We start from the raw sequence: 12,387 nt of genomic DNA on the forward strand, positions 1-12,387 counted from the left end.
CTACTCTGCGAACACATTTGGAAAACAACCATGTTGCTTAAAATAAATCTTCCACTCGATGGACTCAAGAAAAAAGCACAATTTTCACAAGCAAACATTACTCGCCACAAAAAAATCGATGGGGGATTCACTTTAGTGGAACTCATTATTGTACTCATGATAATTGGAATCCTTTCTGCGATCGCCCTCCCTTCTTTTCTCGGTTGTGGTAATAAAGCGAAGCAGTCAGAAGCTAAACAATATATTAGCTCAATGAACCGCGCCCAACAAGCTTATTTTGCCGATAAAGGCGCATTTTCCAATTCCATTACTGCCCTGGGCCTCGGTATTAAAACTCAGACAATCAACTATAACTATTCAACCCTATCTACCAAAAATTCTGCGTTTAGTTATGGGGTAGCCCGCAGCAATAATCTTCGTAGCTATGTCGGGGCTGTATTTTTAGTACCTGTTTCCCCAGCAGCTAACAATAAAAAGACTACTGTATCCATTCTGTGTGAAGCAAATTCTCCTGAAAATACCCAACCGCCTAATCCTATCACTGAGAATGATGTTCCTGTCTGCGCTGCTGGTACAGAACCATTGATGAAGTAAATATCCACATTATTAAGAATCTCATGTTACCTGAAATAGTCAAAGGCTTCATCATCTTAGCCTGCATCTTCATTCCCCTCGAAAGAATCTTTTTCTTGCACAGCCAAAAGATATTCCGTCTGGGATGGGCAACCGATGCCACCTATTTTTTTACTGGTCACTTTATTGGTAGATTTGGTGCTATTGTTGTGACTGTAACTTTGTCGCTGATGACTAATTTCATCAACCCGGAATTGCAAATCAAAGTAGCTTCTCAACCTCTCTTGTTACAGCTTGTAGAAGCAGTTGTAGTTTCAGATTTGGCATATTATATCGCTCACCGTCTGCTCCATGAAGTACCCTGGCTTTGGCAATTTCATGCAGTCCATCACAGCATTGAACACATGGACTGGTTGGCAGCAGTGCGGGTGCATCCCTGCGAGCAACTTTTTACTCAGATTTGCAAAATTATGCCTCTTGTCTGGTTGGGATTTACCAAAGAAACTTTTGTAATTTATGCTCTTTATTCGGCGGCGATCGCGTTTTTGATTCATGCTAATATTACTCTGATATTTGGCGTGCTGAAATGGTTTGTGGCTACCCCACAATTTCATCAATGGCATCACAGTAAAATTCCCAAAATAAATAACAAAAACTTTGCTGTTCAGTTGCCACTGTTAGATTTACTGTTTGGCACTCTGTATATGCCAGCAGGGAAAAGACCCCGAAAATATGGTGTCTCCGATCGCATACCTGTTGGCTATCTCGGACAATTACTCTATCCGTTTTTCGGAAACATTAAAATGCTCAATGACAAATTAAAAGAAGGTATGGCTCGCTATTTTCGACCTTTGCCTGTAACGCTTGGTGCGATATTAGTTGCTGTTAGTTCTCTGAGTGCAGTTTCCTTAATTAATCGCATGGATATCCCTACTTTTATTGCCAGTTTGAATTCCCAAAAAGTAACTGTTGCCGAATTGCAGCAGGGTAAGTTGAAACCTGTGATTTTGATTGACGTGCGATCGCCCGAAGAGTACGCAGAAGATCGCATCGGTGAAAGTCCGCTGGTTCCCCTCATTGACATTGAAGCTGGATTCGGTGTCAAGCAAGTGCAAGCTATTGCTCGATCGAGCGTCAAATCCAATCAACCTCATCCAACTATTGTACTTTATTGTGCGCGGGGAGGGCGATCGGTTAAAGCCTACCAAAAATTGCAAAAAATAGGTTTTAATTTAGCTTTCCTCTCAGGCGGGATCGCAGCGTGGCGGGAAGCTGTGCCTGCTAAACAAGATGCTGAAATATTAGCCCCAATTAGTCGATCGCTCCCAGAGGCAGTCAGAAGTAATTAGTTAGTTAAAGTAAGAGCAGAGAACAAGGGTAAGTCAAAAATATCTATCAATAGAAAGGTGTAGGCGGCTGACTGATTCGCTATCTTGAAAATAAGCACCCAAAATCTTCAGCAATCTGCAACGGTTGGCTGTGGTGGCAGGCAGCACAATCATCTGAGTTAACATAACTTGATTCCATGCAAAATACCGCAGACTTACTCCCAAAAATCGACTCGCCGAGTCTTCCTAAAAATCAACCGGCACTCCCAAATTACGAAGCAGCCGATCGCCAATTTGTCAATTTGCTAGAGGTGGAGGATTTAGACAAGACGGTGGCTGCAAAACCGTTACTTGTGAGCGATTTTGAAAGCGCGATCGCCTTTGCGCTCCGATCGGCATATCAGCAACCCGAAGGCGATGAAGCCGCGCACCGCTTCTTGCAGCGCGTACTCTACCGCATCAACCGCCTCAACTTGTTTTGGTACGACGATTTGCGCCGCTACAACAACGAGCGATCGCACTATTTGCGTTCTGTGCGCGATCGCATCGAATCACCCTGGCAGCAGTGGGAAAGCGCCCAAATCGACGTTGCAGCGCTGCAAAACATCGAGGATGTCAAGCAAGCTCTGCGCGATCGCGCGGCCGCCGATGTCGATCCAGAACTCACTGACATCGATCGCTACCTGCGAGAACAGATGACTGAAGGGGGATACAGACACCTGCTGGCGATCGCCTCCTTCGACGGTTTAGTGGAAGCCAGCCGCGTTTCTCGCATCATCGGGGGTGCCGGCAACGAAATTCAGTCAACGCTGACGCGGGTGCTGATCGAAGAATACGGCGGCGGTCGCTTAGCCCGCAAGCACTCGACTTATTTTGCCCAAATGCTGGCAGAATTCGGGATGAGTACGGAACCGGAAGCCTACTTCGATTTAGTGCCTTGGGAAGTGCTCGCCAGCATCAACCACAACTTCTTGCTTACCGAACGCAAGCGCCATTTTCTGCGCTACAACGGCGGACTCACCTATTTTGAGGTGGCGGGGCCCGTGGCTTACCGCAATTATCTAGCCGCCGCCCAGCGTCTGGGCCTCTCCCAGGCTGCGATGGGTTATTGGGAACTGCACATCCGGGAAGATGAGCGTCACGGGCGCTGGATGCTTGATGAGGTGGCGATGCCGCTGGTTGACAGATACCCGCAGGAGGCGTGGGAATTGGTGTTGGGATACGATCAGGAGAAGTCGATCGGCGATCGGGCTGGGTTGGCTGTAATGCGATCGATCCAAGCCGCAGAACACAATTAAAGGGCGATCGCGCGCGGGTGCCGGGCCCCCATCGAGTCAAAGCTCGATCGGCCCGGCACCACACCAAAGTACCAGGGCTGTATTTTACAGCGCTGTCAATAACTGAATTAGCTCGATCGACAAATCTCTGTGGGAGTCGGACTGCTTCTGAAACAAAACTCCCGCCAGCAGATAGATATTTTCCGAATAAAAAGCCATGCCCTGTTTTCTGAGATGGGCGATCGAGCTTTTCACCTTCTGCTCCGAACTGTAATAGCCAAAAGTTAAAGGTGCAATCTCAAAATTCGCCACCGAGTAGCCTCGATCCAAGGCATAATCAATCAAACCCACAGGATTAGAATAGCTAGAAACCATCAGCAAAACTTGGTCGCAGTCCAAAGACAAAAGTTTTTTAGCAATAGTAGAACCATCACTCCCCCCGTGCAGCAGCGGCTGGTAAATCTTGTCATCCGCGGCCGGCAAGTAAGGCGGATTTGAGATTACACAATCCGCCGACTGGTATAAAGACGAATCAAAAAAAGAGCAATTGTGGACAGTGTATTGTTGGCTCAGTTCGTATTGCTTAATTTGAGATTCAGCAATTTTCCAAGCTACATTATTTAGCTCAAATCCCTGTATTTTTCCGTCAAAATCGCTTCTCAGCAAAGACTTAATAACTGGACTTCCCTCACCAGAACCAAACTCTACGATAGTTCGAGATTCGTCGCTGGCATTTAACACTAAACTTTCCAAGCAGTGCGAGTAAAAATCAGATTCTTCCGGGCAGTGAAATACCTGTTTGAGAGGATGGGATGAAGTGAGCATAAATTCTGTAACAAAGTTTACTTTTTTCAAAGTATCCAATAAACAAGAATGCAGCCATCTGTCGGAAGAGCTATTTTATAAGCTCTTTAAATCTCTCTCTTCCTGTTTTACCAAGTGTCAGCGAATAACTGTTACTTGGGACATATCGTAAAACTGACAAGATTAATCCGATTGACTGATTGCAATTATAGCGATTGCTGTTGATATAGGTACATAAGCAACTAATCGTGAATTTTAATTCTGTGAAAAATATGACTTTTTTTAATTATTCAGTTCCGCCTCTGCGCCGCAAACAGCTCAACCTTGACGTTCAGGATTTAGAAGGGCTTTGGCAGGTGAAATTTCCCCTAGGGAAAGAACGATCTTACTCAACATTTTATACTTGCCTAGATCGAGCTTGCCTGATGTGGAGCTTGCTGTTAATACCCATGTTTGGTACGGCACAATTTTTGCCTGTTAGTTGGATGTTGCAAGCAGGTTTGTGGTCAGCACTCAGCCTTGTAGGTACAGTGGCTATGGTAAGCTGGACGTACTGTTGGGTCAAAAAAGAACGCCTGACTTGGGTGCTTTACGGTTGGGTAATACTGATGTTATTAGGATTGCTGCTGACCGACTTGGGCATTTTATTGGGGTGGGCAAAAGTGTTGGCAAATCTCTGTCCTCTGTGGTTGGGACTGAGCGCAATCGGGTATTTGGGGACGGGATTTGCAGTGCGATCGCGTGCGCTGTTAGCTGCAAGTTTCTTTCACCTGTTGGGGATTTTAATTTTGCCTTATATCGGTGGTTTGTCTTTCCTGTTTACAGGAGCCGTAATGGTATTTAGCTTGCTGGTTTTGGCTCAATTGCAATGGGATATGCAACACGCCCGCGTGGGCGCTGTATTAATTCCAAAACAGCAACATTAAGATGGGAACAGCACCGCATCCCACAGATATCCACCTAAATTATTACCAGTCATCCATAGACTGCTTGGAGCTACTTCTGGCCAGAATTCGATGCAGCATAGTTGATGTCGGCTGGGGAAATTTGTTAGAGAACAACCGCTCTCTGGCATACCTGTGAGTTTACTATATCAGGGTTTGCTCGATCGCACTCACCAGCAATTCTGACGGGGGCGCCGCGCCACTGGTTAATGGAATGTCGCGCACGGGAGCCGCTGTCATAGCCGCGCTCTCGCCTTCGGAGGAATGCAGCGTCAGTCAAAGCTGACTCAACAGCCTTGCCGTTGAAAAGTTGCTCGCGTTGCAGGCGACTCTGAGCGATTTTGAGATTGTGTAGTTTCCTGGAAAAGTTTGAGCGGTATGCTGCGAGGGTCAAAATTGCCAGCAGCAAGTTAAGGAAAAATAGCGCTCACAAAAATTTTCAAACTAACTCATCTGGTGGAGCTAAACGAGGGAAACGCTCAGCCAAAATTTTTCCGAAAAACCGGGTTTCTCTGCCCATCCCTAAGTTTTGATGTAGCTAATTAACTGCCAAATCAAATATCATCCACCATCTGAAATAAAACACCATTTTACCAAATGTTCCTAAAGATGAATGGCGAACCTGCACTATAAGTAATACGTTATAAACTATTGACGTTGCGCTGTAACTTCCCCTGGCGAAAATCATTGAAGGTACGGAAATAAAATGCCTCCCTTACCTTTACGATACGGCAGCGAATGTGAGAAAAGTTGCAGGTTACGCTGTCAATTTGACACCGCGGTTTTGGCAATCAAAAGCGCTCGTAGGATTCTCCAAGGTAAAACCAAGCATAACCATGAAATCTTCTAAATTGTTGAAACTTGTTTTAGCAGGCGCTTGTACTTTAGGTTTAGCAACGGTTTCCTTAGCAGTGCCTGCTTCTGCCCAGTCGGGTGGCGGTGCAGGTGGCGGTGCTAGCGGTAGCGTCGGCAGTGGCACAAGCGGTACAACTGGCACAACTGGTACAGGCACAACCGGTACAACTGGCACAACTGGTACAGGCACAACTGGTACAGGCACGGACACAACTGGTACAGGCACGGGCACAACTGGTACAGGCACAACCGGTACAGGCACGGACACAACTGGTACAGGCACGGGCACAACTGGTACAGGCACGGGCACAACTGGTACAGGCAGTGGCACAACCAGTACGGGTACAACAGGCACGGGTACAAGCGGTACAAGCGGTACCACCGGTACGACAGGCACGGGTACAAGCGGTACAAGCGGTACAAGCGGTACGACAGGCACGGGTACAAGCGGTACCACCGGTACGACATCGGCGCCGACTGAGACTAATTCTGGAGTTTTGAGTGTTCAGCGCGATCGCCCCAACAATTTGGGATGGTTAGGCATCCTGGGCGCGTTAGGTTTGCTCAACTTGTTTCGCAAAAAAGGCAATACAGTATCCGATCATCGTCCCTAGTTGCGGGCGATCGTACTCTTGAAAACTTAGAGGCTTAGAAATTCATGACTTCACTCAATCGCAAAAATTTGTTCGTAAAATTGCTTACTGTTGCCGGAATTGCCGGCGTTAGTTCGTTGCTCGCCGTGCCCGGATTCGCAGAATTAAACCGCCAGACTAACGGCTCCCACAATTCAAATTCTGCTAACTTGATAGCGATCGATCCCAACAACAATACCAATCCCGGCGGCCGTCCTTCGGACTCTACTGGTATCGATACCAACACCAATAGCAATTCCGGCGGCAGCCCTTCTGACGATACAAATAGCCCCAGCAACAATAACAATCCCGATCGTTCTTCGGAAGCTCCCGTCAGCGATCCGAACAACAATACCAATCCCGGCGGCCGTCCTTTTGACTCAACTGCCCCCACCAACAATAACGACCCCGGCGGCAGCCCTAGCAACACTCCAAATAGCCCCAGCAAATAACAATCCCGGCCGTTCTCCCAGCTCTTGAACAAACAACAATTCTCCTAATTCTCTCAGCAGAGACAGCAACTTTGTGATCCAAGCAGCTCAAGCTGGTATGCTGGAAGTGCAGCTAGCTCGGTAGGATGGCCGTGCAGCGCAGTTCTAGTGCTGCTGTTAAACAGTACGGGCAAGAAATGGTGACGGAACACACGCAGGTAAATCAAGAACTGATGCGCTTAGCAATGCAAAAGGGCGTAGAATTGCCAAAGCAGATGAGCAGCCAGAACAAAGCTATGACCGATCGACTTTCGCGACTCTCCGGTACAAGTTTTGACGCAGCTTACAAGCAGGCGATGATCGACAGCCACAATCAGGCTGTTGCTCTGTTTAAGGCTCAATCTCAACAAGGACAATATCCCCAGTTGAAGGCTTGGGCTACCCAGAAATTGCCCAACCTTCAGGCCCACTTGCAAATGGTCAACCAAAAGTTGACAGTTGACAGTTGACAGTTGACAGTTGACAGTTGACAGTTGCATAACCCGAATCAAACCATTGATGCAGTACGGGTATCGCCTCTATTCATTCCGGTTATTTATGTCCTCACCGATGTGGCGGTTGCTATATCAGCCAGCCGTAATTTTAGCTAAAGTCCGATCGCACTTTCACGCGATCGGACTTTGCCTTTGCTGCTGGGAAACTTCGCCTAAATTAATATTTTTCTAACGGGCGATCGCACTTCAGCGCCGACTCATTCAAACACTCAAAAATTAGTCCTGAGTCTCCACAAAAACAGTCACAGCCGCCACAGCAATCAGCATTTCATCATTTTTATCATTCAGAGAGGCGATCGCCCTTCCTGGCACAATCATGCCCCCTTGTTCTACAATCAGAGTTTTGCTCCCAAAAGGTAACACTGCCAACACCTCCTCGTGCCGCACTTGTTCCGGGTAAGGAACAGCCACCTTAACCTCAACAATCATTTGATTCGGATCAGTCAAACCCGCGACTTCCCAGACGCCTAGGAGAGCATTGTGGGCGATCGCATTTCGTACAGCCCTAGCCGCCGCTACAGTCGGTTCCTGCCCGTGCTGGTCGATACCCATCCCCATTTCAATGATAAAACACTTACGTGCCACAGTTACCCCTTCGTTAATTTTTATTTTTAGTCGTTAGCGAAGCTTCCAAAAAAGGAGCGCACTCTTTCTCAAAACAATTATCAACCAAATCGACCGCTATTCATATTATTTTATAAATCGATCTAACCATAAAATAATAATCCCACTTAAAAAAACAATGCAACTCTAGGCAAGCTGCAAACCCTGGTAGTTATCACTCATTCTCAATCTCAAATCCAAAATCTCAAATCTCAAATAGTATAACTTATGGTAATATAACCAAATTCACCATTCCTCGCGGACTGCCAAACTCATCGCCAGCTTGAATCATGGATAGTTTTCTCCCCATCGCCTACTTTCAAAACCAATTTCTACCATTTACCGAAGCCAAAATTTCCATCGCCACCCACGCCCTGCACTACGGAACCGGAGTTTTAGGCGGATTGCGGGGAATTCCCGACCCCCAAAATGCCGATCGCATCTTACTATTTAGATTAGACCGCCACTGTCAAAGATTAAGTCAAAGTGCCAGCTTCCTCCACTGCGATATTCCCGCCGACAAAATCCAACAAGTAATCACTGATTTTGTTAAAAAAAATCAGCCCAAAAAATCATTTTACATCCGACCATTTATCTACACATCAAGTTTAGGAATAGCCCCCAGACTGCACAACGTAGAAACAGACTTTTTTGTCTATGGATTAGAACTCTCAGACTATTTGCCCAAGGAAGGAGTCAACTGTAGAATTAGCTCTTGGTACCGCCAAGAAGACCGCAGTTTGCCCCTAAGAGGTAAAATTAGCGGCGCCTACATCACCTCAGCTTTAGCCAAAACAGAAGCAGTAGAATCCGGCTTCGACGAAGCGATTATGATGAACACCCAGGGAAAAGTCAGCGAAGCTTCAGGAATGAACATATTTGTCGCTAGAAACGGCAAATTAATTACTCCAGGTTTCGACCAAGATATTCTCGAAGGAATCACCAGAGATAGCGTGATGACAATCGCCAAAGACTTAGGAATTGAAGTCATAGAAAGACCCGTTGACAAATCAGAACTGTTGATTGCAGACGAGATTTTCCTGTGCGGAACCGCCGCCAAAATTACGCCAATTAACCGAGTAGAAAACTATCAATTGCCCAAAAACCGACCCATCACCGAAAAACTCTTGCACAAAATCACCGGAATTATCGAAAATCGCGATAGTAAGTACAAAGAGTGGGTATTTGCGATCGATCTGAAGTAACATTGTAGGGTGCGTCAGTTTAGTAATTCTCAATCATTACTGCTAATCTAATTCTGACGCACCATTTATTCTCAAGAAACCGGGTTTTTATCGGTTCTAGGGATGCGACGAAGTATTTTCGTAAAAAACCCGGTTTCTGGCCCCGCGCGTTAATTTCTTAGTCCGCGGAGGCGGACTTCGTTTGTGTAGGGGCGGTTTCAACCGCCGACTCTGACTAACTAACGACGGTAATTTGTAACTACAAACAATTTTTACTCACACAAAACAGCCGCATGATGGCGAATGTGATCCTCGATAAAACTCGCCACAAAATAATAGCTGTGGTCGTAACCTTCCTGCATCCTTAAAGTCAGCGACTGTCCCGCTTTTGCACAAGCATCCGCGAACAAATCCGGCAACAATTGCCCCTCAGCAAGATACGAATCATCACTACCGCAGTCAATCAAAATCGGACGATTGTATGGCTTTTCCATAACCAATTCGCTCGCATCCCAAGCCCTCCAACTCTCTTTATCGCCACCGAGGTAGTGTCCGAATATTTTTTGTCCCCAAGGGCTACGCACGGGCGCGCAAATAGGCGCAAACGCCGAAACTGAAAGATAGCGATCGCGATTTTTTAACGCACAAATTAAAGCCCCGTGTCCGCCCATCGAATGACCGAAAATTCCCTGTTTTTCCGGTAGGGCTGGAAAATTTTCAGCGATTAAATTCGGCAACTCATCAACCACATAACTGTACATTCGATAATGAGAATTCCAAGGTGCGGCTGTCGCATCCACATAAAAACCCGCACCGCTTCCCAAATCCCAATTGTCGTCTTCCCCAGGAATACCAGTATGGCGCGGGCTAGTGTCGGGTACAACCAACATTAACCCGTATTTTGCCGCCAATTGCTGCGCCCCCGATTTTGCCATAAAGTTTTCTTCTGTACAGGTTAAACCTGATAGAAAGTATAGAATTGGTACGGGTTTAGTTTGGGCTTGCGGTGGCTGATAAACGGTGAATTTCATCTCGCTGTTGCAGGCGGATGATTGATGGCTATAAAAGCCGAGTTTGCCACCGAAACTTTTATGTTCTTTGTGCAGTTTTAGGGATTCAGATATCATATTAATTCTATTTCATTTCTGAATGGGATTTTTTTTATTAACCGCAGAGGGCGCAGAGAGCACAGAGGAAGAGAGAAGAGAGAAGTTATGTTGTTGCCGAACTTTCTTCTATCCGTTAAATCCGTGGAGCGAATCCGTTGCCGAACTTCTTCCTTCAAAAAGTCAAAACAGTGCGAATTACTTTGCCTTTTTTCATCAAATCAAAAGCTTCATTAATTTGCTCGATCGGCATTACCTGAGTAATCAAGCTATCAATATCAATTTTACCATTCATGTACCAATCAACAATCTTAGGAACATCAGTTCTGCCCTTCGCCCCGCCAAAAGCCGTGCCTTTCCAAACCCTGCCAGTTACTAGCTGAAACGGGCGGGTGCTAATTTCTTGACCTGCTCCGGCTACCCCGACAATCACGCTCACCCCCCAACCTTTGTGACAGCATTCCAAAGCTTGGCGCATCACATTAATGTTGCCGATACATTCAAATGTGTAATCCGCTCCGCCTTTGGTTAAATCTACCAGATAAGGAACTAAATCGCCCTCAACTTCCCGGGGATTAACAAAGTGAGTCATGCCGAATTTTTCCGCCATTGCTCGCTTGTCAGGATTCATATCTACGCCGACAATCATGTTAGCTCCCACCAGGCGCGCCGCTTGAATTACATTTAGCCCCACGCCGCCCAAACCGAAAACTATGACATTAGAACCTGGTTCTACTTTCGCCGTATTGATGACAGCGCCGATGCCCGTGGTGACGCCGCAGCCGATCAAACAAACTTTATCAAAGGGAGCGTCATCGCGAATTTTTGCTACCGCAATTTCTGGCAATACTGTATAATTAGCAAAGGTAGAAGTTCCCATGTAATGGAAAATTTTCTCGCCATTAATTGAAAACCTGCTCGTGCCATCGGGCATTACGCCTTGCCCTTGAGTGAGGCGAATTGCTTGACAGAGATTCGTTTTGCCGCTCAAACAATATTCGCAGTTGCGGCATTCGGGAGTGTAAAGTGGAATTACCCGATCGCCCTTTTTGACACTTGTGACTCCCGCCCCAACATCCGCGACAATCCCGGCTCCCTCGTGGCCCAGAATCGCCGGAAACAAACCCTCAGGATCGGCGCCGGAAAGAGTATAAGCATCAGTGTGACAAACACCCGTCGCTTTGATTTCCACCAGCACCTCACCAGCCTGCGGCCCGTCGAGATCCACCATTTCAACAGTCAAAGGTTGTCCGGCACTGCGAGCAACTGCTGCTTTTACTTTCATGCTTTCCCCCTGCGATAGTTTATTAAATGCCCCGCCAATATGTATTCTATTACTTAATTTCAAAATTGCACCAACTCTATGACAAAATTAATTGTAATTACCGGAGTCAGTCGCGGTCTCGGTCTCGCCATGACCGAAAAGTTTATTGAATTGGGACACACAGTTTTTGGATGCGCCCGCTCTTCTGAAGCAGTGGAAAAACTCAAACAAAAATATCGCGCGCCCCATCATTTTACTTGTTTGGATGTCGCTAGCGACGAGCAAGTCAAAGCTTGGGCGACAGAAATTATTGCAAACAATGAGCAGCCAGATTTGCTCCTTAACAATGCAGCTATCACTAATTATTCCGCGCCGCTTTGGAAGGTCAGCAGCGAAGAGTTTTCTCAGGTAATTGATGTTAATATTAAAGGTACAGCTAATGTGATTCGCCACTTCGTTCCGGCAATGATTGCCAGACAAAGTGGCATAATTGTCAACTTTAGTTCGGGTTGGGGAAGGTCAACTTCGCCACAAGTTGCGCCCTATTGTGCTTCTAAGTGGGCGATCGAAGGACTGACGCGATCGCTCGCTCAAGAACTCCCGCGAGGCATGGCGGCGATTCCTTTGAATCCGGGGATAATTCACACCGATATGCTGGAAATCTCTTTCGGAGAACACGCAGCAAGTTACACGCCTGTCAAAGAATGGGTGCAAAAAGCAGTACCTTTTTTGCTAAAATTAAAACCTTCAGATAATGGCGTGCCGATGACTGTTCCTGGTTGATAAATAAGTTGGTTACAAATAAAGATTAGATGGGGAGAGGGCGGGTTTT

General features: G+C 46.5%; 15 protein-coding genes. 11 read left to right on the plus strand and 4 right to left on the minus strand.

Going from position 1 to position 12,387, the window contains the following annotated elements; all coding sequences use genetic code 11:
- Positions 1–30 precede the first annotated feature (30 nt).
- The 3 genes from QUB68_RS11310 (at position 31) to QUB68_RS11320 (ending at position 3,199) form a co-directional block, all read left to right on the plus strand.
- Positions 31–594 carry a type IV pilin-like G/H family protein gene (locus QUB68_RS11310; RefSeq protein ID WP_332992288.1) on the plus strand — a complete coding sequence of 188 codons (564 nt, stop codon included), beginning with the start codon at positions 31–33 and terminating at the stop codon, positions 592–594.
- A 23-nt stretch (positions 595–617) separates the two neighbouring features.
- Positions 618–1,922 carry a sterol desaturase family protein gene (locus QUB68_RS11315; protein ID WP_332992290.1) on the plus strand — a complete coding sequence of 435 codons (1,305 nt, stop codon included), beginning with the start codon at positions 618–620 and terminating at the stop codon, positions 1,920–1,922.
- A gap of 176 nt (positions 1,923–2,098) precedes the next feature.
- Positions 2,099–3,199: an iron-containing redox enzyme family protein gene (locus tag QUB68_RS11320; protein WP_332992292.1), complete on the plus strand. Its 1,101-nt coding sequence runs from the start codon at positions 2,099–2,101 to the stop codon at positions 3,197–3,199.
- 84 nt (positions 3,200–3,283) lie between these two features.
- Here the strand turns inward: QUB68_RS11320 and QUB68_RS11325 are convergent, their stop codons facing one another.
- Positions 3,284–4,003: a methyltransferase gene (locus tag QUB68_RS11325; protein ID WP_332992294.1), complete on the minus strand. Its 720-nt coding sequence runs from the start codon at positions 4,001–4,003 to the stop codon at positions 3,284–3,286.
- A 251-nt stretch (positions 4,004–4,254) separates the two neighbouring features.
- Between QUB68_RS11325 and QUB68_RS11330 the strand changes: the two genes are divergently transcribed.
- From QUB68_RS11330 to QUB68_RS11355, 6 genes are all read left to right on the plus strand, one after another.
- Positions 4,255–4,908 (plus strand): hypothetical protein, encoded by a 654-nt coding sequence (locus QUB68_RS11330; RefSeq protein WP_332992296.1) that lies wholly within the window; start codon positions 4,255–4,257, stop codon positions 4,906–4,908.
- A 1-nt stretch (position 4,909) separates the two neighbouring features.
- Positions 4,910–5,065, plus strand: a complete 156-nt coding sequence (locus QUB68_RS11335) for a hypothetical protein (RefSeq protein ID WP_332992298.1) — start codon at positions 4,910–4,912, stop codon at positions 5,063–5,065.
- Between the two features lie 697 nt (positions 5,066–5,762).
- Positions 5,763–6,395, plus strand: a complete 633-nt coding sequence (locus tag QUB68_RS11340) for a hypothetical protein (protein WP_332992300.1) — start codon at positions 5,763–5,765, stop codon at positions 6,393–6,395.
- 44 nt (positions 6,396–6,439) lie between these two features.
- Complete coding sequence (locus QUB68_RS11345; RefSeq protein ID WP_332992302.1) at positions 6,440–6,865, plus strand: hypothetical protein; 426 nt, start codon at positions 6,440–6,442, stop codon at positions 6,863–6,865.
- A 131-nt stretch (positions 6,866–6,996) separates the two neighbouring features.
- Positions 6,997–7,353, plus strand: coding sequence for a DUF4142 domain-containing protein (locus QUB68_RS11350; protein WP_332992304.1), 357 nt, complete (start codon positions 6,997–6,999; stop codon positions 7,351–7,353).
- A gap of 88 nt (positions 7,354–7,441) precedes the next feature.
- A complete protein-coding gene (locus QUB68_RS11355) occupies positions 7,442–7,570 on the plus strand; it encodes a hypothetical protein (RefSeq protein ID WP_332992306.1) in 129 nt (42 codons plus the stop codon).
- A gap of 44 nt (positions 7,571–7,614) precedes the next feature.
- On the opposite strand, the gene QUB68_RS11360 is transcribed toward QUB68_RS11355, so the two are convergent.
- On the minus strand, positions 7,615–7,983 hold the full coding sequence (locus tag QUB68_RS11360) for a Lin0512 family protein (protein ID WP_332992308.1): 369 nt from the start codon (positions 7,981–7,983) through the stop codon (positions 7,615–7,617).
- A 308-nt stretch (positions 7,984–8,291) separates the two neighbouring features.
- Between QUB68_RS11360 and QUB68_RS11365 the strand changes: the two genes are divergently transcribed.
- Positions 8,292–9,206, plus strand: coding sequence for a branched-chain amino acid transaminase (locus tag QUB68_RS11365; protein ID WP_332992310.1), 915 nt, complete (start codon positions 8,292–8,294; stop codon positions 9,204–9,206).
- 251 nt (positions 9,207–9,457) lie between these two features.
- On the opposite strand, the gene fghA is transcribed toward QUB68_RS11365, so the two are convergent.
- Positions 9,458–10,312, minus strand: coding sequence for an S-formylglutathione hydrolase (fghA, locus tag QUB68_RS11370; RefSeq protein WP_332992313.1), 855 nt, complete (start codon positions 10,310–10,312; stop codon positions 9,458–9,460).
- A 154-nt stretch (positions 10,313–10,466) separates the two neighbouring features.
- A complete protein-coding gene (locus QUB68_RS11375; protein WP_332992315.1) occupies positions 10,467–11,576 on the minus strand; it encodes an S-(hydroxymethyl)glutathione dehydrogenase/class III alcohol dehydrogenase in 1,110 nt (369 codons plus the stop codon).
- Positions 11,577–11,654: 78 nt separating this feature from the next.
- Here QUB68_RS11375 and QUB68_RS11380 point away from each other — a divergent pair, with 78 nt between their 5' ends.
- Positions 11,655–12,338, plus strand: coding sequence for an SDR family oxidoreductase (locus QUB68_RS11380; protein WP_332992317.1), 684 nt, complete (start codon positions 11,655–11,657; stop codon positions 12,336–12,338).
- Positions 12,339–12,387 lie beyond the last annotated feature (49 nt).

The sequence above is a fragment of the Microcoleus sp. A006_D1 genome, from assembly GCF_036702805.1.
Taxonomy (GTDB): Bacteria; Cyanobacteriota; Cyanobacteriia; order Cyanobacteriales; family Microcoleaceae; genus Microcoleus.